Source organism: Rhodococcus koreensis (assembly GCF_017068375.1).
Taxonomy (GTDB): Bacteria; Actinomycetota; Actinomycetes; order Mycobacteriales; family Mycobacteriaceae; genus Rhodococcus_F; species Rhodococcus_F koreensis.
The window spans coordinates 735,404-758,192 of record NZ_CP070609.1 but is presented as its reverse complement, the minus strand read 5'-3'; the positions used below and the strand labels follow the sequence as shown (position 1 = coordinate 758,192).

18 protein-coding genes and 2 pseudogenes are annotated in these 22,789 nt (G+C 66.4%); 13 read left to right on the top strand and 7 right to left on the bottom strand.

Features of this window, described 5'->3' with window-relative positions; genetic code table 11:
- Positions 1 to 39: 39 nt before the first annotated feature.
- The gene (locus JWS14_RS03440) at positions 40 to 1,005 is read left to right on the top strand and encodes a MetQ/NlpA family ABC transporter substrate-binding protein (protein WP_206012497.1); all 966 of its coding nucleotides are present in this window, start codon (positions 40 to 42) and stop codon (positions 1,003 to 1,005) included.
- Positions 1,006 to 1,041: 36 nt separating this feature from the next.
- Here the strand turns inward: JWS14_RS03440 and JWS14_RS03435 are convergent, their stop codons facing one another.
- Both JWS14_RS03435 and JWS14_RS03430 read right to left on the bottom strand, forming a co-directional pair.
- Complete coding sequence (locus tag JWS14_RS03435) at positions 1,042 to 2,715, bottom strand: copper resistance CopC/CopD family protein (RefSeq protein WP_206012496.1); 1,674 nt, start codon at positions 2,713 to 2,715, stop codon at positions 1,042 to 1,044.
- Positions 2,702 to 3,448 carry a YcnI family copper-binding membrane protein gene (locus JWS14_RS03430; RefSeq protein WP_072941249.1) on the bottom strand — a complete coding sequence of 249 codons (747 nt, stop codon included), beginning with the start codon at positions 3,446 to 3,448 and terminating at the stop codon, positions 2,702 to 2,704. The genes JWS14_RS03435 and JWS14_RS03430 overlap by 14 nt, the downstream gene beginning before the upstream one ends.
- A 417-nt stretch (positions 3,449 to 3,865) precedes the next feature.
- Here JWS14_RS03430 and JWS14_RS03425 point away from each other — a divergent pair, with 417 nt between their 5' ends.
- The 10 genes and pseudogenes from JWS14_RS03425 to JWS14_RS03390 all read left to right on the top strand — a co-directional run bounded on the left by JWS14_RS03425 (position 3,866) and on the right by JWS14_RS03390 (position 16,584).
- Entirely contained in the window at positions 3,866 to 4,066 is a 201-nt protein-coding gene (locus JWS14_RS03425) for a hypothetical protein (RefSeq protein ID WP_143051471.1), read from the top strand.
- A gap of 86 nt (positions 4,067 to 4,152) precedes the next feature.
- The gene (locus tag JWS14_RS03420) at positions 4,153 to 5,070 is read left to right on the top strand and encodes a TauD/TfdA dioxygenase family protein (protein WP_206012495.1); all 918 of its coding nucleotides are present in this window, start codon (positions 4,153 to 4,155) and stop codon (positions 5,068 to 5,070) included.
- 263 nt (positions 5,071 to 5,333) lie between these two features.
- On the top strand, positions 5,334 to 5,972 hold the full coding sequence (locus JWS14_RS03415; RefSeq protein WP_095864030.1) for an ABC transporter permease: 639 nt from the start codon (positions 5,334 to 5,336) through the stop codon (positions 5,970 to 5,972).
- On the top strand, positions 5,969 to 7,201 hold the full coding sequence (locus JWS14_RS03410; protein WP_095863867.1) for an ABC transporter ATP-binding protein: 1,233 nt from the start codon (positions 5,969 to 5,971) through the stop codon (positions 7,199 to 7,201). The genes JWS14_RS03415 and JWS14_RS03410 overlap by 4 nt, the downstream gene beginning before the upstream one ends.
- Positions 7,198 to 7,935, top strand: a complete 738-nt coding sequence (locus tag JWS14_RS03405; protein WP_179377686.1) for an ABC transporter permease — start codon at positions 7,198 to 7,200, stop codon at positions 7,933 to 7,935. Before JWS14_RS03410 ends, JWS14_RS03405 begins: the two co-directional genes overlap by 4 nt.
- Positions 7,932 to 8,918 (top strand): glycine betaine ABC transporter substrate-binding protein, encoded by a 987-nt coding sequence (locus JWS14_RS03400; RefSeq protein ID WP_206012494.1) that lies wholly within the window; start codon positions 7,932 to 7,934, stop codon positions 8,916 to 8,918. The genes JWS14_RS03405 and JWS14_RS03400 overlap by 4 nt, the downstream gene beginning before the upstream one ends.
- 151 nt (positions 8,919 to 9,069) lie before the next feature.
- Positions 9,070 to 10,110, top strand: a pseudogene (locus JWS14_RS52210) (condensation domain-containing protein); the annotation flags it as partial.
- Positions 10,111 to 10,440: 330 nt separating this feature from the next.
- Positions 10,441 to 15,309 (top strand): annotated as a pseudogene (locus JWS14_RS03395) (amino acid adenylation domain-containing protein); the annotation flags it as partial.
- A gap of 42 nt (positions 15,310 to 15,351) precedes the next feature.
- Entirely contained in the window at positions 15,352 to 16,203 is an 852-nt protein-coding gene (locus JWS14_RS52205; protein WP_476748564.1) for a thioesterase domain-containing protein, read from the top strand.
- Between the two features lie 78 nt (positions 16,204 to 16,281).
- The gene (locus JWS14_RS03390; RefSeq protein WP_072951103.1) at positions 16,282 to 16,584 is read left to right on the top strand and encodes an antibiotic biosynthesis monooxygenase family protein; all 303 of its coding nucleotides are present in this window, start codon (positions 16,282 to 16,284) and stop codon (positions 16,582 to 16,584) included.
- Between the two features lie 46 nt (positions 16,585 to 16,630).
- Here the strand turns inward: JWS14_RS03390 and JWS14_RS03385 are convergent, their stop codons facing one another.
- From JWS14_RS03385 to JWS14_RS03375, 3 genes are all read right to left on the bottom strand, one after another.
- Complete coding sequence (locus JWS14_RS03385) at positions 16,631 to 16,789, bottom strand: hypothetical protein (RefSeq protein WP_167372224.1); 159 nt, start codon at positions 16,787 to 16,789, stop codon at positions 16,631 to 16,633.
- A 435-nt stretch (positions 16,790 to 17,224) separates the two neighbouring features.
- Positions 17,225 to 18,382, bottom strand: coding sequence for a hypothetical protein (locus JWS14_RS03380; protein WP_095863869.1), 1,158 nt, complete (start codon positions 18,380 to 18,382; stop codon positions 17,225 to 17,227).
- Positions 18,382 to 19,329 carry a metal-dependent hydrolase gene (locus tag JWS14_RS03375; protein WP_206012492.1) on the bottom strand — a complete coding sequence of 316 codons (948 nt, stop codon included), beginning with the start codon at positions 19,327 to 19,329 and terminating at the stop codon, positions 18,382 to 18,384. Before JWS14_RS03375 ends, JWS14_RS03380 begins: the two co-directional genes overlap by 1 nt.
- A 246-nt stretch (positions 19,330 to 19,575) precedes the next feature.
- Here JWS14_RS03375 and JWS14_RS03370 point away from each other — a divergent pair, with 246 nt between their 5' ends.
- Positions 19,576 to 20,190, top strand: coding sequence for a TetR/AcrR family transcriptional regulator (locus JWS14_RS03370; RefSeq protein ID WP_072951106.1), 615 nt, complete (start codon positions 19,576 to 19,578; stop codon positions 20,188 to 20,190).
- Positions 20,191 to 20,303: 113 nt separating this feature from the next.
- Positions 20,304 to 21,596, top strand: a complete 1,293-nt coding sequence (locus tag JWS14_RS03365; protein WP_072951107.1) for a wax ester/triacylglycerol synthase domain-containing protein — start codon at positions 20,304 to 20,306, stop codon at positions 21,594 to 21,596.
- A gap of 139 nt (positions 21,597 to 21,735) precedes the next feature.
- Here the strand turns inward: JWS14_RS03365 and JWS14_RS03360 are convergent, their stop codons facing one another.
- Together JWS14_RS03360 and JWS14_RS03355 are read right to left on the bottom strand one after the other, a co-directional pair.
- Complete coding sequence (locus JWS14_RS03360) at positions 21,736 to 22,101, bottom strand: YtxH domain-containing protein (protein WP_206012491.1); 366 nt, start codon at positions 22,099 to 22,101, stop codon at positions 21,736 to 21,738.
- A gap of 190 nt (positions 22,102 to 22,291) precedes the next feature.
- Positions 22,292 to 22,699 carry a VOC family protein gene (locus JWS14_RS03355; protein ID WP_206015905.1) on the bottom strand — a complete coding sequence of 136 codons (408 nt, stop codon included), beginning with the start codon at positions 22,697 to 22,699 and terminating at the stop codon, positions 22,292 to 22,294.
- Positions 22,700 to 22,789: the final 90 nt, after the last annotated feature.

The following is a 22,789-nucleotide window of genomic DNA, read 5'->3' as shown; positions in this document are numbered from 1 at the left end:
TCCGTGTCGAAAACCTCTGAGAGTGGAGTGAGTGGTCAGATGCAACGCGCAAGTCACCACAGCCGTGTCAACGCAACTGTGGTTCTCAACCGGCGCAGCGTCCTCGCGACCGTCGCCTTCACGCTCGCGGCCGTTACAGGGTTGGTTGGTTGCGGGTCGGACACACAGGTCGATTACGAGACCGCCGGGGGTTCCGGGGACTCGCTCGTCGTCTACGTCGGCGCCGGTGACGACCGCGAGATCTTGGAGTACGCGGTCGAGAATCTCCTGCCGGCCTCGGCGAAAATCGAACTCGTCGACGCGTCGGAAGATTCCAACGGGAAGGTGGCCGCCGGGGACGGCGACCTTTCCTTCTATCAGCACATCCCCGCGTTCGAAGCCGATCTCGGCACGCATTCGTACGACAATCTGAGCATTGTGTCGAAGGTGAATGTCGTTCCATACGGCCTGTACTCGTCGAAATGGAAGGACGTGAAAGACACCGAGAGCTGGGTGAACGTGGGCCTGGTGGCGGACGAGGTGACCGGGCAGAGTCTTCCCCATGGCTCGCAGGTCGTGCTCCCCGCGACTTCGACCGGTTTCGCGCGTGGACTCTATCTGCTGCAGAGCGCGGGGCTGGTGAAGCTGGATCGCCCGTTCGGGGGTACCTCGGCGGTGGATCTCACGATTACCCAGGCGAACGTGCTGGACTCGCTCCGGCACCTGACACTCCTGGGACTCGGCTACGACGACTACCTCCAGTCGCTGTACGAAAATTACGACGCAGTGGTCCTCAATCCGGATGACGCGGCATCCATCGGTCTGACGCCGGCGGAAGACGCGCTCGCGATCGAACCGGGCCCGGGGAATCCCTATGCGCATGTGCTCGTCGCGCCGTCGAGGTTGGCGGGTGACCAGCGAGTGCTCGAACTGGCACGTGCGCTGGAAAGCCCAGAACTGGCCCAGTTCCTGGAAGCGAAATTCCGGGGCGCGAACATTCCGGTGGCCGCGGCGGAGAGCGAGTGACGCACGGTCGGGGGCCGGTCGACAGTGCCGGATTCTCTAGAGGGCCTCGTAATCGAAGGACGCCAGCTTGGGTCCGTGGGTGCCCTCGAACCGAACCGTGACCTTCCACTCCCCGGCGGTCGGCACGATCACCCCGTCACTGATCCAGGTGAGTCCGTCGCCGTCGGGTCCGGTTCTGGTGAGTTCGACCGGCATCCGTGCGACATTGGCGACGGCCGAGGAGAGTTCGACGTCCACGTCGGGCAGCGCTGCGCCCGCGGCGAACCCAGCATCCGGGGTCCGGAACCGGACGGTCAATGTTTGGGGGCCGCGGCGGACGGAGTCGATCTCGACGTCCAGGATCTCCGACGCACCGAAGTTCAGCTCGGTGTGCACACTCGTGGTGTAGCTGTACTTGGCGGGTGTGAGAGACGACAGCAACGACGTCGCAGCGAGGACCGCGACCGCGAGAGCGGCCTCGACGATCACGGTGCGCGAGCGCCGCGGGTTCTCACCGCGGTCACCGGCCGGGTCGGTCGTTCCGTGGCGGTACCGACGGTATGTCAGGTAGCCGGCGACCACGACGAGCCCGACCAGTACGACCTTGACGGTCAGCGCCAGTCCGTACGAGGTGCGAAACAGCGCCTCGATGGGACGGACCTGCAGGATCGCGAGGGTCAGACCTGTGGCGGACACGAGCACCACATGGCCTGCGGCCACCCGATGCCATCGTTCGAGCTGCGCGGCACCGTCGACTACCAGAGCCAGGATGCACACTCCGCCGAGCCACACAGCGGCGGCGTATACGTGCGCAGCGGTGCCGATGAACGCCAGCGGCCATCTTTCGGTGGACCCCCCGTGACCGCCGAGCGTGATCGCGACAACCGCCGACGCGGCCTGGAGGTACCCGAGTACGTCGGCGGTCCGGTTAGTCCCGGGCGGATACGCGAAGCAGGCGAGGTTCAGCACCACCGCCACGACGATCGCGACACCCAGCTGAGCACCCAGGACGGTTGCGACAGCCGACGCCGACGCGTCGACCAGCCCGCCCGACTGCCCCGCAACCTGCACGATGAATCGACCGAGCAGCCCGACGGTCAATATCGCCGTTCCCACCCGGTAGACCGTGCGAAAACGGCGGTCGCCCAGGGCGGTGGGCCAGACCCAGCGGCCGGCGATCATGAGGCCCGAGGACAGGACGACACCGAGGTACACCGCCGACTTGCTCGGGTAGCGGAGGTACTGCTCGGCTCCGGTTGTTGTCACACCGGCGTCGAGGGCGTGTCCGAACTGGGTGACCGAGCCCACCGTGAATCTGCTCGACAGCGACACCACGTGGGTGTCTGCGGAGATCACCCGTGCCGTAGCGAGATACGCCCCGTCGGGAATCTTTCCGTCGACCACGAACACGATCCGGCGGCCACCTTCCTCGACCCGGTCGGTCGCGACCGAGTGGCGGGCACCGGTGCTGTCGATCAGCTGCGCCGACCCCTCGACCAGCGTGACCGGCTCACTCAACTCGAAGGCCAGTACCTCCGGCGACACGTCGACGTGCGATCCGTCGCCCGGAGTGGTCGAGACGATGGTGGCGTGGGCCGACGCGGGTGGCGCCAACCATGCTGCCGTCGCAAAGAGCGTGAGTAGCCAGGAGAACGCAACAGCTCGCGTCATCGTGACCGCGAATCGGCGGTTGTCGTTCTGCACGAGCACCGGCGGGCTAGGTTCGGACATGACCCCGACGCACGAGAGCGATCACCGCGATTGTCGCCCCCAGCGAGAGCACCAGGGCGACCACAGCGATCGTGCGCCACAGCCACGCTGTCGAATCGCTGTCGGACGCGGCCACATGGGACGAACCGTCGGCCGGTGCCGAATCTGGTGTGCCGCTGTGCCCGTCGCCGTGCGCGCCACCGGAGGCGAGCGTGACGACGGGAGCCGGGTGTTCGGGTTCGATGCCTGCGTTGACGGCAACCTCGTTCCAGGACACCACCGATCCGTCGCTGTAGATCTGCTCAGTGGGTAGCGGAACCGAGTCGACGTCCTCGGGCCACGGCCCCGCCGACAGGGTGAACACCCCGAATTCCGCTGCCTTCAATCCGTTCGCGGGATCCGTCGCCTGCCATCTGACTCGTGACACCCGTTCCCCGTCGCCCGACTGCTCACGTTCGACCGTCGCCGTCCATCCCGGAATCGGCAGCGTCCGAGCCGAGGTCAAGTCGACGCCCTCGGGGACCGTGAGGGACAGACCGATTGTCGACGCGTCGTCCGACTCGGTGGGAACGATGAGGCGCACCAGGCCGTATCCGCCCTTCGACAGCTGCTCCGCGCTGTCGACGTGGACATGCGCCGCGGCAGGTGCGGCGAAGCCGAGCAGTGCCACGCCTCCGAGCGCCGTCACGGCTGCGACGCGGCGCGCAATCGCACTCCACCGGCGACCGACGTTGACATTTTCATTGTTCGACATACTGAATCGACTCCATTGACCGCGCGAGTTGGTTGCATATGACTGGTGTGTTTCGGGTGGGGACTGCCGGCGAGACGCCGGACCGTCCGCGCGAACAGACACCGGAAACCGCTGAATACCAACGATGCTAATGCTCCTCGCAGATGCGGCGGAGGGTTCGGATCGGCGTGATGGTTACTCGGGTTCGTGCCCACGGCAGGGACTGCGGAGGGCGGATTCGGCGACTGGTCGGCGCGTGCGATAGCTCTGAATCCGTTGGGAGCGAAGAAGTGTCGCGCCTACATCTCGACTGCACACCCGGAGTCGAACACGAGAGTCGAATCCGGGCGGCGGCCCGGAGCGCCTGTGTGGGACAACTCAGCGCGGGGCAGGGTGTGCCATGCTGAGAACGAAGTCTGACGAAGTCACGGGGGTGACATGACTGTTCACATTTTGGTGCGGTCCTCAGGGAAGCGTGGATGGATGCTGCGGTGTGATCTGTGTGAGCACCGCTTCGACGCCGCCGTCGCCGGTCGTCGGGAGGCGGTCGCCTTCGCACGCACCAACGGGTGGATCGTCGGTGAGGCGACGTGGTGCCCGATGTGCGCGGCCACCCACACGATCCGCCGGACCGCCTGAACCTCAGTCCCGTCGCCCTTTGCCCCGAACGCAGTGGACGGTGTCGCCCGATGCCGCTGCCGAAAGTCCCCACAGAAGGAGTTCACATGACGCAGGCCGCAACTCGACTCGCTGTGATCCCGCAGTCCGGATACACCGGCGCCGAGGTTCGCGGCGTCGATCTGACCCGCGAGCTGACCGGCGACGAAATCCAGGCGATCCGCGACGCACTGCTGAAGTGGAAGGTCGTGTTCTTCCGAGAACAGTTCCTCGACCACGACCAGCACCTACGTTTCGCGTCGTACTTCGGGAAGCCGACTCCGGCACACCCACTCGTCGACTCGATTCCCGACCCGAACCATCCGACGATCTATCCGATCTTCCGCGATCGCTTCACATCGCGGGTCGCGTCCAGCGGTGGTTACGACAAGGTGCGATGGCACGCGGACGTCACCGCTGCGGTCAACCCACCCTTCGCGTCGATTCTGCGCGCGGAGGTGCTGCCCCCGTACGGCGGCGACACCCAGTGGTCCAACGGCGTCGCCGCGTATGACGGTCTGTCGGCGCCGATCCAGCGACTCGCCGACGAACTGCGTGCGGTGCACCGATTCGCGCCCGACGCCGGTTCGACGCCCACCGAGGACTACCTCCGCCGTGTCGAGCGGCGCCCGCTGGTCAGCGAACACCCGGTGGTGCGGGTGCACCCCGAGACGGGGGAGAAGGCCCTCTACGTCAACCCGGGCTTCACTCAGCAGATCGCCGGTGTGTCGGCCCACGAGAGTCGTCGCCTTCTCGGCCTGTTCTACGAAGAGCTGGCTCGCCCCGAGTACACGGTGCGGTTCAAGTGGGAGCCGGGGTCGATCGCGTTCTGGGACAACCGTTCGTCGGTCCATCTCGCGCCGAACGACCTCGTCACCGACGACGACCGTCGACTGTTCCGCATCACCCTCGAAGGTGACGTGCCCGCCGGACCGGACGGCCGCAAGTCCGAGGCACTCGAGGGTGACCCCTTCGAGGCACAGTAATTCGGCCGCGGAATCACGCCTCGAGGTGTTCGGCTCGAGCTGTTTTCAACTGTTTCGAAAACGGTTGATTTCTGCGTCGATCGGTGTCGCCGCAGTTGGCGGACACGCCGATCCCCTTTCCTGCGGATCGGTCTGCGATCGGCGAGACTGGGTACTCGGTCGTCGTCGGTATCCGGGCGGTATCGTCGCCGTCCGGCACGGGCGGAGTACTGGAGTCGATGTGCCCCCGAAACACGGTGGCCGCAAGGGGGAATCTCGTGAACATGTGGAACTACCTGCAGGGAAGGGGAGAGTTCCTCGGGTTCCTGACGTATCAGCACGCATCGCTCGCGTTCCAAACTGTGCTGGTCGGCACCATCGTCGCCGTGCTCATCGCCATCGCGGTGCACCGCCTGCCGCTCTTCTCGGCCTTGACACTCACCACCAGCAGGGTCGCGTTGACGATCCCGTCCCTCGCATTGCTCGCCCTGCTGATCGTGCCGTTCGGGCTGGGAGTCGTGCCGTCGTTCATCATGCTGGCGTTCTTCGCGGCAATGCCTGTCATCGGCAACGCGATCGTCGGCCTGCGCTCGGTTCCCGATTCGGTCATCGAATCCGCACGCGGGATCGGGCTCTCCCGTCGACGCATCCTGTTCTCGGTGTCGTTGCCCATGGCCTGGCCGGTCATCCTCACCGGGATTCGGGTGTCGACTCAGATGGTCGTCGGTGTCGCCGCGATCGTCGCGTACGTCCTCGGGCCGGGACTCGGCTCGCTGATCTTCAACGGCCTGTCCCGATTGGGAGGGACGAACTCCGTGGAGATGGCACTGACCGGAACCGTGCTCATCGTCGTCATCGCCCTGGTGTTCGACGGCCTGCTCGTCCTCCTCGGGCGGCTCACCATCGCGAAGGGATTGTCATGACCGACGAGAAGACCGGGAGCGCCGCCGATACGGTGGCCGGCGAGCGCACGGTCACCGGTGCCTCCATTCGGCTCGACGGAGTGGTGAAGCAGTATCGTGGCCAGACGAAGCCGGCCGTGCAGAAACTCGATCTCGATATCGAGGCCGGTCACATCGTCGCATTCGTCGGTCCGTCCGGGTGCGGCAAGACGACCACACTGAAAATGATCAATCGCCTCATCGAACCGACCGAGGGACGCATCTTCATCGGCGACCGCGACGTCACCGGCGAGGATCCGGACAAGCTCAGGCAGTCGATCGGCTATGTCATCCAGTCGGGTGGCCTGTTCCCACACTGGTCCGTGGCCAAGAACATCGGCGCCATTCCGCGGGTGCTGGGGTGGAATGCGCAACGCATCGCCGAACGCACCGAGTATCTGCTCGATCTCGTCGGACTCGATGCCGCCACCTTCGAGGACCGGCTCCCCAAGGACATGTCGGGCGGGCAGCAGCAGCGGGTCGGGGTGGCACGTGCACTCGCCGCGGACCCGCCGGTTCTCCTGATGGACGAGCCGTTCGGGGCGGTCGATCCTATCACTCGAGTTCGCTTGCAGGACAAACTGATCGCAATCCAGCACGAACTCGGGAAGACGATCGTGATCGTGACACACGATTTCGAGGAGGCCACGAAACTCGGAGACAAGGTCCTGATCCTCTCCGAGGGCGGCCACATCGAGCAGTACGCGACGCCCGAGGAGATTCTGGCGAAGCCGGCCACCCCCTTCGTCGAGGAGTTCGTCGGGTCGGGTGCGACGCTTGCCCACCTGACTCTGTCGCGGGTGAAGGATGTCGAGCACGATCCGGTGGTGACCGCGAGAATCGGCGAGCCGTCTGACGAGGTCATCGGTCGTGCTCGAGCACAGGGCGTGACGTGGATCGTCGTCGTCGACGGCGACGGCCGGGCCCAAGCGTGGCCGTCGCTCGACGAAGTGGCCACCAAGGATCGGGTGTCCGACTACGTCGACCCGCGTCTCCCGGTGGTGGCGCCGTCGTCCACGCTCAACGATGCGCTCGACTCCATGCTGGCCGCGAGCCAGGGCGGCGTCCTCGTCACCGACAGCAGAGGTGCGGTGACCGGGGCACTCACCATCGCGACGGTGATGGCGGTCATCCGCGGACAGCTGTCCGACGCGCGGGCCGGCGACGGGCACGTCACGTACACCGCGCACACCGAGGGCACGACCCCGTGAACCGGCTTCGTCGCTTGCCGATGGATGTGTGGTTCGAACCCCTTCTCATCGTCGTCTTCGGTACCGGGTACATCCTGTGGTATCGGTCCACCACGCTGACGCCGACCGAGGAGGCGTCACTGGGCTGGAGCAACCTCCGGACGACGATCCTCGACCACATCACGTTGACCCTGACCGCCACGGTCATCGTCGTCCTGATCGCCATTCCCCTGGGAATCGTGCTCACCCGCGAGAAGGCCAGACCGGTCAAGCCGGTAGTGGTCAATTTCGCGAACGTCGGCCAAGCGGCGCCCGCCGTGGGTCTGATCGTTCTGCTCACCATGTGGCTGGGCACCGGATTCCGCACCGCAGTGGTCGGGCTCGTGGTCTACGCGATCCTGCCCATCCTGCAGAACACGATCGTCGGTATCGACCAGGTCGATCGACGAACCATCGAGGCCGCGCGAGGCATCGGCTTCTCGGGTCTGCGCACGCTGGTGCAGGTGGAGTTGCCGCTCGCCGTTCCCGTGATCCTGAACGGCGTCCGGACCGCACTCGTGATCCTCGTCGGCACGGCAACCCTCAGCACATTCATCGGCGCCACAAGCCTGGGCACGCTCATCACGACGGGAGTCACACTGTTCCTGCCGAAACTGCTCATCTCCGGGGCCATCCTGGTCGGACTACTGGCGTTGATCATCGATTGGCTCGGACGGTTGGTCGAGCTCGTCGCAACCCCGCGAGGAGTGGCATGAACCGGCTGCGTCTTCGACTTGCTGCGACCGCGATCGCGGTCACGCTGTCCGCGAGCGTGGCCTCCGGTTGTGGACTGGTCAGCTCTTCGGGCACGTTCCACGACGCGACCCTGCCCGGCGGCGATCGCCCACTGGCGGATTCCTCCCTCGTCGTGACGTCCAAGAGCTTCACCGAGGGGGTGCTTCTCGGGAAGATCACCGCGACCTACCTGGCGGCGGCGGGCGCCAAGGTCACCGACCTCACGGGCGCGCCGGGATCCGCGTCCTCACGGCAAGCACAACTCAACGGTGACGCCGACATCCTGTGGGAGTACACCGGCACGGGGTGGGTGAACTACCACGGTGAGACGGAGACGATCTCGGACCCCGGGGAACTGTGGCAGCGCGTACACGACGTCGAGCAGCGCGACCACGACCTCGAATGGCTGCCGCCGGCCAACTTCAACGACACGTACGCCTTCGCCGCATCGGCACCGACCGCCGAACGGCTGGGCGTCACATCGCTCTCGGACGTCGCGCGTTTGCCGGAATCCGAACGGACATTCTGCGTCGACGACGAATTCTTCAGTCGTGCGGACGGGTTCGTTCCGATGCTCGAAACCTACGGCATCCCCCTCAACGCGCCCGGCGGTGTTCCGTCGAGCAACGTCACCCGGATGGATGCCGGTGTGGTGTACACGTCCACGGCGCAGAGCGCACCCTGCAACTTCGGAATGGTCTACACCACCGACGGTCGCGTGAAGAACCTGAACCTCGCAGTCCTCGACGACGACCGCAAGTTCTTCCTGCCCTACAGCGGCACCGCGGTGGTCCGGGACGAGATCATCAATCGATATCCGGCGATCGCCGACCTGCTGGGTGTGGTCTCCGAGCGGCTGACCGACGACTTGATGCAGGAACTGAACGGCCGAGTCGACATCGACGGCGAGGATCCCGCAGATGTCGCGTACGACTGGCTGAAGAGCGAGTCGCTCGTAGAGTAATCAGGGTGCCCACACCACACACCTAGGGTGTGTTCTCGCGCACGGCGTTCCAAGGGACTGTAGTGGCACCGGCTTGTCCGGCGCCCCTGTACAGACGGACCGAGCGTCCCGCCGTGAGCCCAGCGGCGCAAACACCCTGATTGGTGATTTGATGGAACACGCCGCACCAGCGACCTACCGTGAGCACCGAACGGATCCCTTCCCGCTGTCTGCGGCACAACACGGGCTGTGGTTCGCGCAGCAACTCGCCCCGGATGTGCCGATCTGCATCGCGCAGTACGTCGACATTCGTGGGCCGCTGGACGTCGAATTGTTCCGTGAGGTCGCGCTCGTGGCCGGCCACGAATACGAGTCGGTCTTCCTGCGTCTGATCGACGTCGACGGGGAACCACACCAGGTGATCGATCCGCCTGCCGACGCGGCCATGGGCGTCGTCGACTTCCGCGGCGCATCCGACCCGATGGCGGCGGCAGAGGAGTGGATGCACGACAACTACACGGCACGAGTGGATTTCGAACACGACCACCTGTGCGAGTCGTCGCTGCTGTGCGTGGGTGACGAGCGGCACCTGTGGTACAGCCGGATCCATCACGTCGCCCTCGACGGATATGCGGCGATGACGCTGGTCAACCGTGTCGCCGCCCTGTACACCGCGGCGGTCGAAGACCGTTCCCCCGAACCGAGCCGTGCCGCGGCCCTGCACACCCTGCACCGCCTCGAAGAGGACTACCGGGCATCCCACCGGTTCTCGTCCGACCGCGACTACTGGGCCGAACGACTCCACAGGCGCACGAACGGGGCCTCCCTGACCGATGTCGAGGCTCCCCCCGCCGCCCACAGCCTGACCGTGCGCACGGCGTTGTCGCCCGATACCGTCGCCCGGCTCGAGGACACCGGCGGCCGGCCGGGCGCGACGGCGGCCGCCGCGCTGATCGCCGCCTTCGCCTGCCATCTCTCGCGGCGGACGGGACGGGAGGACGTTCTCGTCGACATTCCGCTGTCTGCCCGCACCACCGCCGTTCTGCGACGGTCCAGCGGCATGCTCGCCAACGTCGCGCCCCTGCTGGTGCAGGTCCGATCCGGGGACGCGGTCGGCGACCTCGTGGCCCGGGTGCAGCACGAACTGATGGGGGCGATGCGGCACCAGCGCGGCAACGTCGAGGACATCCTGCGCGACCTGGGTGTGTCCGCCGAAGCCCGCAGGATCTCGGGACCGATGATCAACGTGATGCTGTTCGATCAGGACCTCACATTCGGGTCGCTGACCGGAGACTTCCGGATCCTCACCACCGGTCCCGTCCCGGACCTGTCCGTCAACGTGTATCGCAGCGGCACCCCGGCATCGACGATCGTCGAGTTCGAGGCCAACCCGTACCGCTACCGCGACGACGAACTGCGGTCGCATCACGCCGCCGTCGTCGGGTTGATCGACGAACTGCTCGCCGCGGACCCCGGCACTCCACTCGCCGCGATCGGCGCGCACGAGTTGGATCGGTTGACGCCGGTGGTGGGTGGGGGGTCGGCCCCGGAGGTGTCGTTGCCGGGGTTGTTGGCGGCGGCGGTGGGGGTGGATCCGGATGCGGTGGCGGTGGTGTGTGGGGGGCGGCGGTTGACGTATCGGGAGGTGGATGCGGCGTCGAATCGGTTGGCGCGGGTTTTGCTCGGGGTGGGGGTGGGTGCCGAGTCGGTGGTGGCGGTGGCGGTGGCGCGGTCGGTGGAGTCGGTGGTGTCGGTGTGGGCGGTGGCGAAGACGGGTGCGGCGTTTTTGCCGGTGGATCCGCAGTATCCGGTGGGTCGGATCGAGCACATGGTTGCTGATTCGGGTGTGGTTGTGGGGGTGACGGTGTCGGCTTCGGTGGATCGGTTGCCGGGTGCGGTGCGGTGGGTGGTGCTCGATGATGCCGAGACGGTGGAGCGGTTGTCGTCGGTGTCGGCGGGGGCGGTGTCGGATGCGGATCGGGGTGCTCCGGTGCGGGTGGGTCAGGCGGCGTATGTGATCTATACGTCGGGGTCGACGGGTCTGCCGAAGGGGGTGGTGGTGACGCATCGGGGGTTGGCGAATGTGGTGGCGTCGCAGCGTTCGGGTTTTGGATCGGTCACCGGTGCGCGGGTGTTGCAGTGTGCGTCGCCGAGTTTCGATGCGTCGGTGTTCGAGTTGGTGTGGGCGGTGGGGATGGGTGGCCGGTTGGTGGTGGTGCCGCCGACGGTGTATGGCGGGGAGGAGTTGGCGCGGATCCTGGATTGTGAGGGGGTGACGCATGCGGTGTTGACGCCGACGGCGTTGTCGTCGTTGGATCCGTCCGGTCTGGATGTGTTGGGTACGTTGGTGGTTGCCGGTGAGGCGTGCCCGCCGGAACTTGTATCGAGGTGGGCGCCGGGTCGGGAGATGTTCAATGCGTACGGGCCGACGGAGGCCACGATCATGTCGAATGCGAGCGAGCCGTTGGTGATGGGGGAGTCGGTGACGATTGGTGGTCCGGTTGGTGGGTTCGGTGAAGTGGTGTTGGATGCGCGGTTGCGGCCGGTGCCGTTCGGGGCGGCGGGGGAGTTGTATTTGTCGGGTCCGGCGTTGGCGCGGGGGTATCGGAATCGGTTGGGGTTGACGGCGGCGCGGTTTGTTGCGGATCCGTTCGGTGGTCCGGGGCAGCGGATGTATCGGACGGGGGATGTGGTGCGGTGGCGGGAGGGTCCGGGTGGGCCGGTGCTCGAGTATGTGGGTCGCTCGGATTTTCAGGTGAAGATTCGTGGTTTCCGCGTCGAACTCGGCGAAATCGATGCGGTGCTGACGCAGCATCCCCGTATTGCGTTCGCGGTGACCCTCGGTCGCACCGCCCCGTCCGGGGACACCGTCCTGGTGTCGTACGTTCTACCGTCCGGTGACGGCGAACCCGACGTCGCCGAGGTCACCGACCATGTGCGCGGCAGTGTGCCCGCGCACATGGTGCCCGCGACGATCGTGATCCTCGACGAGTTGCCCCTCACCCCGGTGGGCAAGCTGGACCGGCAGGCATTGCCCACACCGGATTTCGCGGTGGTACGCACCGTCTTCCGTGCGTCGGACAGCGGAACCGAGCGGACCGTGGCAGATGTCTTCGCCGAGGTACTCGGACTCGACCGGGCCGGGCTCGACGACAACTTCTTCGACCTGGGCGGCAATTCGCTGAGCGCGACCCGCGTCGTCGCCCGCATCAACTCCGCACTGGGTACCGGCCTGGGGGTCCGCGAGCTGTTCGAGGCACCCACGGTGGTGGGCTTCGCCGCCCGCGCCGATGAAGCAGATCGCCGCGTCGCGGCGCGTACCGCACTCACCGGGGGCGTACGCCCCGATCGCCTGCCGCTGTCGCTGGCGCAGCAGCGGATGTGGATCGTCAACCAGGTCGACACGGCTTCGCCCGCCTACAACATTCCGATCGCGCTGCGCCTGTCCGGCGAACTCGACATCGAGGCCATGCGCGCCGCTTTCGAGGACGTCGTCGACCGGCACGAACCACTCCGCACCGTCTACCCCGGCTCCGCGGACGGCCCGCACCAGGTGGTGCTGCCCGTGGACCAGGTGACCCTCGACCTCACTCCGGTCACCGTCGCTGACGAAGCGGCGCTGCGCACCGAGCTGGTGTCACTGGCGTCGGCCGAATTCAACGTGCGCAGCGAGGTCCCGATGCGCATCGCACTTCTGCGGATCGGTCCGGACGAACACGTGTTGGCCCTGGTTCTGCACCATATCGCGGCGGACGGATCATCGATGGCGCCGCTGGCCCGCGACGTGATGGTCGCGTACACCGCACGTTCACACGGACGTCCGCCCGCGTGGGCGCCGATGCCGGTGCAGTATGCCGACTTCGCGCTGTGGCAGCGCCGCACCCTCGGCAGCGACACCGACCCGGACTCGCCCATCTCGGCGCAGCTGGACTACTGGCGCCGGACCCTCGACGGGATGCCCGAGCTGCTCGAACTGCCGCTCGACCGCCGGCGACCCCTGCAGCGGTCCTCGCACGGCGCCACCGTGCCGTTCGCGATCGGCGCGGACCTGCACAGGAAGCTGTCCGAACTTGCTCGGAGTCATGATTCGACACTGTTCATGGTCGCGCACGCCGCTCTCGCCGTCCTGCTCGGTCGGCTGAGCGGTGCGATGGATCTCGCAGTGGGCACGCCCCTCGCCGGCCGCGGCGACGCGGCACTGGACGAGATGGTCGGCATGTTCGTCAACACCGTGGTGCTACGGACCGACGTCGCACCCGACCGCTCCTTCACCGACCTGATGGCGCACGTCCGCGACACCGATCTCGGCGCGTTCGGGCAGGCAGAGGTGCCGTTCGACCGGGTCGTGCAGGCGGTCGACCCAGTGCGGTCCACGGCGCACGCCCCACTGTTCCAGGTGCTGCTCGAATTCCAGAACACCGAGGAGAGCCGACTCGAACTGCCCGGTCTGACCGTCGAGGTCGTCGACTCCGGCGTCGAGGTCGCCAAATGCGACCTGTTCCTGACCCTGAGTGAGAAAGTCGACGAAACCGGCGCGCCCGCAGGGATGTCCGCCGCATTCGGCTTCGCCACCGACGTCCTGGACGCAGGCACCGTCCGCGGCTTCGCGGATCAGTTCGTCCGGATCCTCGACGCTGTCACCGCATCGCCGGATCGCCCGATCGGCGACATCGACGTCCTCGGCGCGCACGAGTTGGATCGGTTGACGCCGGTGGTGGGTGGGGGGTCGGCCCCGGAGGTGTCGTTGCCGGGGTTGTTGGCGGCGGCGGTGGGGGTGGATCCGGATGCGGTGGCGGTGGTGTGTGGGGGGCGGCGGTTGACGTATCGGGAGGTGGATGCGGCGTCGAATCGGTTGGCGCGGGTTTTGCTCGGGGTGGGGGTGGGTGCCGAGTCGGTGGTGGCGGTGGCGGTGGCGCGGTCGGTGGAGTCGGTGGTGTCGGTGTGGGCGGTGGCGAAGACGGGTGCGGCGTTTTTGCCGGTGGATCCGCAGTATCCGGTGGGTCGGATCGAGCACATGGTTGCTGATTCGGGTGTGGTTGTGGGGGTGACGGTGTCGGCTTCGGTGGATCGGTTGCCGGGTGCGGTGCGGTGGGTGGTGCTCGATGATGCCGAGACGGTGGAGCGGTTGTCGTCGGTGTCGGCGGGGGCGGTGTCGGATGCGGATCGGGGTGCTCCGGTGCGGGTGGGTCAGGCGGCGTATGTGATCTATACGTCGGGGTCGACGGGTCTGCCGAAGGGGGTGGTGGTGACGCATCGGGGGTTGGCGAATGTGGTGGCGTCGCAGCGTTCGGGTTTTGGATCGGTCACCGGTGCGCGGGTGTTGCAGTGTGCGTCGCCGAGTTTCGATGCGTCGGTGTTCGAGTTGGTGTGGGCGGTGGGGATGGGTGGCCGGTTGGTGGTGGTGCCGCCGACGGTGTATGGCGGGGAGGAGTTGGCGCGGATCCTGGATTGTGAGGGGGTGACGCATGCGGTGTTGACGCCGACGGCGTTGTCGTCGTTGGATCCGTCCGGTCTGGATGTGTTGGGTACGTTGGTGGTTGCCGGTGAGGCGTGCCCGCCGGAACTTGTATCGAGGTGGGCGCCGGGTCGGGAGATGTTCAATGCGTACGGGCCGACGGAGGCCACGATCATGTCGAATGCGAGCGAGCCGTTGGTGATGGGGGAGTCGGTGACGATTGGTGGTCCGGTTGGTGGGTTCGGTGAAGTGGTGTTGGATGCGCGGTTGCGGCCGGTGCCGTTCGGGGCGGCGGGGGAGTTGTATTTGTCGGGTCCGGCGTTGGCGCGGGGGTATCGGAATCGGTTGGGGTTGACGGCGGCGCGGTTTGTTGCGGATCCGTTCGGTGGTCCGGGGCAGCGGATGTATCGGACGGGGGATGTGGTGCGGTGGCGGGAGGGTCCGGGTGGGCCGGTGCTCGAGTATGTGGGTCGCTCGGATTTTCAGGTGAAGATTCGTGGTTTCCGCGTCGAACTCGGCGAAATCGAATCAGCCCTCCTCGGATACCCCGGTATCGACCACGCCGTCGTGCACACCAGCGGCGACCGATTGGCCGGCTACGTCGTCCCCGTCGCGGGATCGGAACTCGACACGTCCGCGGTCCTGGCACACGCCCGCGCGCGCCTGGCCCCGCACATGGTCCCTGCGACCGTGACGGTGCTCGACGCCGTGCCGGTGACCGCGAACGGGAAACTCGACCGTGCGGCTCTGCCGGAACCGGACTTCACCGCGGGGCGCGCCGAGTACCGGGCGCCGCGCAACGCGACCGAGGAGGTGGTGGCCGCCGCGTTCGCCGAGGGGCTCGGACTGGACCGTGTCGGCCTCGACGACAACTACTTCACGCTCGGTGGCACGTCGCTCACCGCGACGAGCGTGATCGCCCGGATCGCCGAGTCTTCCGCGCGGGCCGTGCCGGTGCAGTGGATCTTCACCCATGCGACGCCGGAATCCCTGGCACACATGATCGTCACGGCGCCGGAGGATCCCGGATCGGAGGATGAGGCCGACCGGTCACTGGACGTGCTGCTGCCGCTGCGTACCACCGGAACCGGCAGCCCGGTGTTCTGCATCCATCCGGCGATCGGGTTGGCCTGGTGCTTCACCGGACTGGTGCAGTACCTCGGCGACCGTCCCGTGTACGGGCTGCAGTCCCCGGCGCTGACCGACCCGGACCTGCATGTCGGCTCCCTGGAGGAACTCGCGGCCCGGTATGTCGCCCGGATCCGCGCGGTGCAGCCGCACGGCCCGTACCACCTGGTGGGCTATTCGGTCGGCGGCCAGATCGCCCATGAGATGGGGGTGCAGCTCACGGGCGCCGGCGACGAGGTGGTCACCCTCGCGATGCTCGACACCCATCTGGCCGGGGGCCTCGATCGCACGGCCGAGAAGCCCACCATGGCAGCGCTTCTCGCGGAGTTCGGCGCGGTGGTCCCGGATGACGGAGATGATGCGACGACCGCCGATCGTGCCGTGGAGGTGCTGCGGCGCACTGGCGGACCGTTCGCGGCCGTGACCGCGGGCGACCTCGAGGCCGTGCACCGGGTGTTCACGCAGACGGTCGACCTCGCGCTCGCGCACCGCCCGTCGACACCGCGCGGCGTCGATCTGCTGTACTTCGGAGCGGCAGATTCCTTCGATGCCCCCACGGGAGTCTCCGCGTGGCGGCCGCACATCAGCGGCGAGATCCTCGTGCACAACGTTCCCGTGTCGCACCAGCAGATGACGAGTCCGGAAGCCCTCGCCGGCATCGGACCCGTCCTCGCACACCACGTGATGATCGCCGACAAGGCGACGCGCGTCGTCGTGTCATAGCGGCTGGAAAAGGGGGCGTCGGCGGTTGTGCCGACGCCCCGCGATCGTTGGGACCGTGCGAAGTCGCATACTGTGCGGGTGATCTTGGAACATGCACTGCTGTCCGTGACCCCAGACAGGGTCGCCGAGTTCGAATCTGCATTCGGGCAGGCCGAGTCGATTATCTCGTCGATGCCCGGATTCCGCCGGCTGCAGTTGTCACGCGGTCACGAGCGCCCGAATGTCTACCTGCTGCTGGTCGAGTGGGATGAACTCGAAGACCACACCGAAGGATTTCGTCAGTCGAGTGGATACCAGCAGTGGAAGGACCTGCTGCACCACTTCTACGATCCCTTCCCGGTCGTGGAGCACTACACGCCTCTCGATGTGTCTGCCCTCTAGGGCGACGTCGCGCACCAGGCCGAGGGCAGCACAGCGTCCGCTACAGCTACGGGGAGACTGCGGTGCCCGCACGCCGGGCGGGCGAGCGGTCGTCGGCGAACATGGCCTCGATCCTCGACTTGATCTCCGCGGTGCTCATGGAGCCGCCGTGGCGGGGCGTCCGCGACACGGTGGGAGTTGCCGGGGTGATCGAGACTGTCGCCATGCGTCCTGCTTTCGTCGGGTACCGATATGTGTGCCTCAGGGTCACGTCTGTGATCTGGTTCACATCGTGGCCGACTATGTTGTACACCACATACCCGGTCGTGTGCCACTCGGCCCGGTGGCCATGTGTCCGGGGTATCGAAGCCGTGTCGTTCGGCGAATGGACAGGAAGTCCGGCCCCGGTACAGTCGCCCGAATGGATGAGGAGGCGGCCCCGAACCGTCGAGAGCTCCGGCTGGTGCAATCCCCGATCCGTCTATCGCGCGAACAGGACGAAGAACTCCTCGCCCGGTCGGTGATCGATGCGCTCGCCGGTGGCCGGTCGTGGGAGCAAATCGGCACTCGGCTGGGTGTGGCCGCTCCGACCGCACACAGCGGCCCGGTCACCGACCGGGACTGGCAGGAGGCGGTCGTCGATCACGAGAATGCGCGACAGCTATCGGACAGCGTGTGGCGTCCTTTCGCCGGAGACCGGACCATGTCCGTCCACGGAATTCCGCGGCACCGTGAAGGTGGCGGCGACGCACAGAATCGCGATCGCGAAGCAGGCGATCGTGTACCAGATGTTTCCGATGGGATCGCCGTTGCTCGTGACGCCGTCGACGGCGGCGAGGTAGTCCGGTAACGCAGTCCCCCACAGCAGGCCCATCACGCCGAGGTACACCACGCTGTAGACACGAACGAAGTTGTTCGAGTAGGCGGGAACGTCAGACGTCCGCCCGCGCAGCCGCGACCACTGTCGCAACAGGACCGGGATCGCGACGAGCGTGACGACGACGAGTTCCGCCGCGTAGAGGAATCCCCGGACCGTGGTGCTCTCCATCCCGAGGATGGTCGCGGGGATCGGGAGGATGAACGTGCCGGCCGACGCCAGGAGGCCGATTACGATTGTCCGCCAGACCAGTTCGAGTCCGGTGAAGGTTCGGCCCCGGTCGGTGTGGCGACCCACGAAGAATTGGACGCACAGTGCCAGCGATATCGGCCACAGTGCCGCGAACACCACGACGCTCGGCAGTGGGACCGCATCGAACATGGGCTGGTTGACCGGGTTGGTGGTCGACCATTCCCACCACCTCAGCTGCGGTCCGAGCTGGTCGAAGATCTCGTAGAACGCGTGGTGCACGAAGCCCACGCAGACCGCGCCGACGAGCACGCCGTATTTGCGGAAGACGCCGAGCATCCGGACGAGCTCGAAGGCCAGCGTGGCCATCAGCGGATAGATCGCGATGATGTACAGGGGTAGCCGGCCCCACAGGAAGTCCACCGTGAACACGTTGTGCGCGAACATCGTGTCCACGTGTTCCTCGATCCCGAACGCCGCCGGAAAGTACAGCGGCGGTTCGATGACGAACAGATACGCGGTGGCGCCGAACCAGAGCGCCAGGGTGGTCGGATCGCCGCTGCGGCGCCAGCGCAGGATCGCAAACACGAGTGCGAGCACCGACCCGAGCACGATCGTGAACTCGAGAACCGGCAGTGTCCAGTTCTCCAGGGCCAACGGATTGCGGAGCTCGACGAGTCCACCGGCCTCGGCGCACGAGAAGCCGAGCGCCGTCGACAGCTGGTCGAAGGTGGGTGAGCAGAGATCGATCATCAGTTGACCACCGCCGCCGCGGACTCGGTCCGACGTTCACCCGACTCGGCGGTGTACCAGCGGGTGCAGTCGTAGCCGGCGTCGTATCGGGTGAACCACTCGTCGGCGAGCGCGGGCAGCTTCTCGTGGGTCGGGTTGTGCTTCGGCATCTGACTCCGGACGACGCCGGCCAGGGCGGTGAGTTGTTCCCCGCGGGGGAGGTCGTCGAACGCGCGCGGCATGATCCCTTTGCTCAGGTAGGGCGCGAACGCGGTGAGCAGCTTCTGCTTGGTGCGGTGCGTCGCGAACATCGACATCGAATCGACCTTCCGCTCCCTCAGTGGGACGTGCTGGTTGAACCCGGCGCAGGCGATTCGGACGACCTTCATCACATGCGTGAAGATCGAGGGCGCCATCCTCATCCGGTACAGCTCATCTCCGACAAGGGAATTGAAGATCACCAGCGCTGAGCTACGGTGTTCGACCTCCTCGACGAAGTGCCAGATGAACAGGGACGCAACCCGGTCGTCGCCCGGCCGGAAGAGGGTCGCGTCGTTGTCGAGCATCAGCTTGAACACCGGTGTGAACGTCGCCTCCAGGTCCGCGGTGTAGGCGAGTCGGTAGTTCAGACTCGTCGCCTCGGTGAGGAGGTCGTACTCGCCGATCACCGCGTCGAGCGTGTTCTGGAGTCCCGGATACCGCCTGATCAGGGCCTTGACGTGCTGACGGTGCGCGGTCGAGTGGTGGCCCTCCTGGCGCATGAACGCCACGGCCTCCTCCGCGACCTCGGGAGTCATCAACGGTTTGGCCTGCATGATCGCCTTGACGATCATTTTCTCGAAACCAATGGCCAGGAAGGAGATCGCGTTCGACATGCTCGACCAGGCGGGGTTGTCGGGGTTCCAGAGGAACGGGACGTCCTGTTCGTCGAACGCGAAATCCATCTTTCTGGGATGCAGGTCGGACATGTGCAATTCCTCGTCTCGTGCGGCATGAGTGGACTGAAGTCTGTGGGCAGGTGGAGACCCAAGCCTCAACAACATACACAGACCATAGTCTCTGTATGATTACTTTCGACAGATTCGGGGAGAACTGCGGTGGCCGGAAGCGGGACGCGCTCGCGGTAACCTCTGAGTCCAGGTCGGGCACTGTGCCGTCGTCCCGTGCAGTCCGTTCGGGCCGACGACGCAGTGCGAGAGGTAGGGGCACGGGCAATGGCAGGCAGGCGTGGGTGGGGTGGCAGCCCACCCGGAAGTGACGAGGAAGCGTCCCGGCGAATCGTCATCGCCGCAGTCGAGCTCATCAGCCGGAACGGCACGGCGATCAGCATCGCGGATGTTGCGGAATCCCTCGGTGTCATCCGTCAGACGGTGTACCGGTACTTTCCCAGCACCGACTCGCTTCTACGAGCTGCAGCCATCGCCGCGGTCGACGGATTCCTCGACCGCCTGACGGAACACGTCGCCGGCATCGAGGATCCCGCGGAGGCTGTGGTCGAGGCCGTGATCTACACGCTCAACGAAGCGCCCCGCGTTCCGCAGCTCGGCCTCATGCTGTCCGGTTCCCATTCACATACCGAGGGAATCACGTCCGAGGAAGCCCTCGCCTTCGGAATGACGATGATCCGGCGCTTCGACGTCGACTGGGAGCGGCACGGCTACGGGGAGCACGCCCTGCGTGAGCTCGTCGAGTATCAGTTGCGGACGATGCAGTCGTTCTTCATCTCGCCGGGAAACCCGCCGCGTAGCCAGGACGAACTGCGTGCGTATCTGCGCCGATGGGTCGGATCTGCGGTCGCCGTCACGGGGAGTCCGGCGTCCACTGGATGAAGTCCGTGGGCTATGCCGGACGAGCGGCGCAATCGGGGTTGCATTCCTGGTTCGACGTTCCTGGTTCGACGTTCCTGGTTCGACGAGGTGCAGACGCGAATAGACTTGCCGAGGTGACCCGCGAGGATCCCGATCGGCTCTCCGCCGACGATGCCCATATTCTGGGGCTTGAATCGGCGGTGATATCCGGCCATACCCTGAAGCTGGTGATTCTCGAGCCCGCCTCCGGCCCGCTGGACCTCGATGCCCTGCGAACAGCGGTGGCCGAGCGCCTTTCGAGCCAGCCGCGCGCGACGCAGCGGATCGACACCTCGGGTTCGGAGCCGCGCTGGACCGCGGCGACCGCCTTCGACATCAGCGACCACATCCGGCGCCGGGAAGATGCTGCGTGTGCGTCGCGGGCCGATCTGTGGCGGGCCGTCAGCACGCTGATGTCCGAGCACCTCGACCGCGAGCGTCCACTGTGGACGCTCGATCTGATCGGACCCCTCGGCGACGGGCGCGAGGCGATCGCCGTCCGGATCCATCACGCGATGGCCGACGGGATTGCTGCGGTGCGCTTCCTGGACGACGTTCTCTGGGATCGACACGCCGAACCGGGCCCGCGCGAGTCGCGACCGGGTGTACGCACCGATTCGACGCAGCGTTCGAAGGTCGACGAGGTGCTGCGGATGCCGGCGGCCATGCACCGTGAGCTCGGCCACCGCGGCTCACGCTCGCCTTTCGACCGTCCGATCAGTGCCGCCCGCGAGCTCGCGTTCACCGTCGCCCCGCTCTCGGAGCTGAAAACCATAGGGGCCTCGCGTCCCACTCGTGCCACCGTCAACGACGTGCTCCTGGGGATCGTCGCCGGCGGCCTGCGGAGCTGGCTCTCCGCCGGAGCGGGGGCGCTGCCGCGCCTTCGCGCTCAGGTTCCGGTCAGCCTTCACCACCGAGATGAGGGAGCGGAGGTCGGAAACCGCGATTCCTTCTTGAACATCGATCTGCCGCTCGCCGAGCCGGATCCGCTCACCCGACTCGACCGGATCAGCGCCGAGACCAGGAAGCGCAAGCACCTCGACGACGCCGACGAACTCTATGATCTCTTCCACGCTCTCGGACGCGTGAAGCGCGTCGGGGAGGCTGTACAGCGACTGGCCGGGAGTGCGCGGGAGTTCAGCCTCGCGATCTCGAACGTCCCGGGCCCGCCGGTGCCGGTGAGCGTTTCCGGGCGCCGGGTGGAGCGACTCTTCTCGTCCTCGGAGCCGGCCGTTCACCACGCGCTGCGGATCTCGGCGATTTCCTGCGCCGGGATCGTCGGAATCGGGCTCTGCACCGACCCCGAGGCGCTGCCCGATGTTGCCCGGCTGGCGGTGGCGATGGAAGATTCGTACGCCGAATTGCGTGACGCCGCATCGACGCCTTGACGTGTGCCTGGATGGGTACACGGACACCACGGCATCGAGTTCCGCATCACTCCGGCGTGCTCGCGACTGCCGACTACATGATCCGGCACGGTGACGGCTCGCCCGAAAACCTCCAACGCGGGCAACGAATGATCCAAGCTCACCCCGCAGATTCGCCGCGCGTCGGCGGAACACCGGCCGTGGTGTCCGCGTCGGTCGGAATGGGGGCCGCCGGAGACGGGGTCGCAGCGTCACCCAGCGACGCTCCGTTGGTGGGCGCAGTCGTCGAGTTCGTGTCGGTGTGGCGGTGCGTCGCCTTCTTCGCCAGTTCACCGACCTTGTGCTGCACTTGCGGCGCCTTGTCCCTGACGGTCTCCGTCGCTTCGCTCACCTTTTCCTGCACGGTGGGGTTGTGCCAGAGTTCGATTGACTGATGCCTCATCTTCTCGTAGGTTTGCCGGCCGGATCGGGTGCCCAGGACGAAGCCCACGGCCGCGCCCGCTGCGAAGGTCAACACTTTCTGCATGACATCTCCTGACTGTTGTGTGGCTCGAGCGGGTCAGTCGGACCGTCGTCCGAATGCCCTCTACACAGCGTGCCCGCAACTGAAGAACCCAAACGCACATGCCCGCACTGTGGATCGGCCCGCGGACGCGGTGGTGAACGCCATCAACATGACGGCGCCTCAAACGAGAGCGTCGAGTGGTCGGTATTCATCATGGCGTGGCTATCAGCACTTCCCCTTCGAGGCCGTCGGGGTCCCGGAAGAAGACGCTCCGTGCAGTACCGAAGTTGTTGATGGCTCCATCGCTGGCGGCCGCGTCGATCAGCCGCTGCCGGATCACCTCGAAGGCTTCCGGTGAGGCCGCCTGCAGACCGACGTGGTCGATGCGACCCCGCCCCCACATCGGTGTCTGACGCTCGGCTTCGGTGTTGCCGTCGATCACGAAGATGTTCAACTCGGTATGCGGGCCGATCCGGATGACGGTCATCGTTTCTCCTCCGTCGCGGCCGTGCGGCCGCGTCGGTCCGACGTCGGCGTCGAATACGTCGGCATAGAACCTGCCCAGGCGGGCGGCGTCCTTGGATATGCAGGCAATATGGTTGACCCCATCGAGCAACATGATGTCCTCCGCTCTACATTCGGCGCTGGAGATCTCATGGGTCAACCGTCGCATATTGTGCTGCGCGAATCAGGGTGATCGCCGGGGCAT

Coding starts and splice junctions, on each gene's coding strand:
- JWS14_RS03440 (WP_206012497.1), top strand. CDS start 40: ATGCAACGCGCAAGTCACCACAGCCGTGTCAACGCAACTGTGGTTCTC.
- JWS14_RS03435 (WP_206012496.1), bottom strand. CDS start 2,715: ATGTCCGAACCTAGCCCGCCGGTGCTCGTGCAGAACGACAACCGCCGA.
- JWS14_RS03430 (WP_072941249.1), bottom strand. CDS start 3,448: ATGTCGAACAATGAAAATGTCAACGTCGGTCGCCGGTGGAGTGCGATT.
- JWS14_RS03425 (WP_143051471.1), top strand. CDS start 3,866: ATGACTGTTCACATTTTGGTGCGGTCCTCAGGGAAGCGTGGATGGATG.
- JWS14_RS03420 (WP_206012495.1), top strand. CDS start 4,153: ATGACGCAGGCCGCAACTCGACTCGCTGTGATCCCGCAGTCCGGATAC.
- JWS14_RS03415 (WP_095864030.1), top strand. CDS start 5,334: ATGTGGAACTACCTGCAGGGAAGGGGAGAGTTCCTCGGGTTCCTGACG.
- JWS14_RS03410 (WP_095863867.1), top strand. CDS start 5,969: ATGACCGACGAGAAGACCGGGAGCGCCGCCGATACGGTGGCCGGCGAG.
- JWS14_RS03400 (WP_206012494.1), top strand. CDS start 7,932: ATGAACCGGCTGCGTCTTCGACTTGCTGCGACCGCGATCGCGGTCACG.
- JWS14_RS52205 (WP_476748564.1), top strand. CDS start 15,352: ATGATCGTCACGGCGCCGGAGGATCCCGGATCGGAGGATGAGGCCGAC.
- JWS14_RS03385 (WP_167372224.1), bottom strand. CDS start 16,789: ATGGCGACAGTCTCGATCACCCCGGCAACTCCCACCGTGTCGCGGACG.
- JWS14_RS03380 (WP_095863869.1), bottom strand. CDS start 18,382: ATGATCGATCTCTGCTCACCCACCTTCGACCAGCTGTCGACGGCGCTC.
- JWS14_RS03375 (WP_206012492.1), bottom strand. CDS start 19,329: ATGTCCGACCTGCATCCCAGAAAGATGGATTTCGCGTTCGACGAACAG.
- JWS14_RS03370 (WP_072951106.1), top strand. CDS start 19,576: ATGGCAGGCAGGCGTGGGTGGGGTGGCAGCCCACCCGGAAGTGACGAG.
- JWS14_RS03360 (WP_206012491.1), bottom strand. CDS start 22,101: ATGCAGAAAGTGTTGACCTTCGCAGCGGGCGCGGCCGTGGGCTTCGTC.
- JWS14_RS03355 (WP_206015905.1), bottom strand. CDS start 22,699: ATGTTGCTCGATGGGGTCAACCATATTGCCTGCATATCCAAGGACGCC.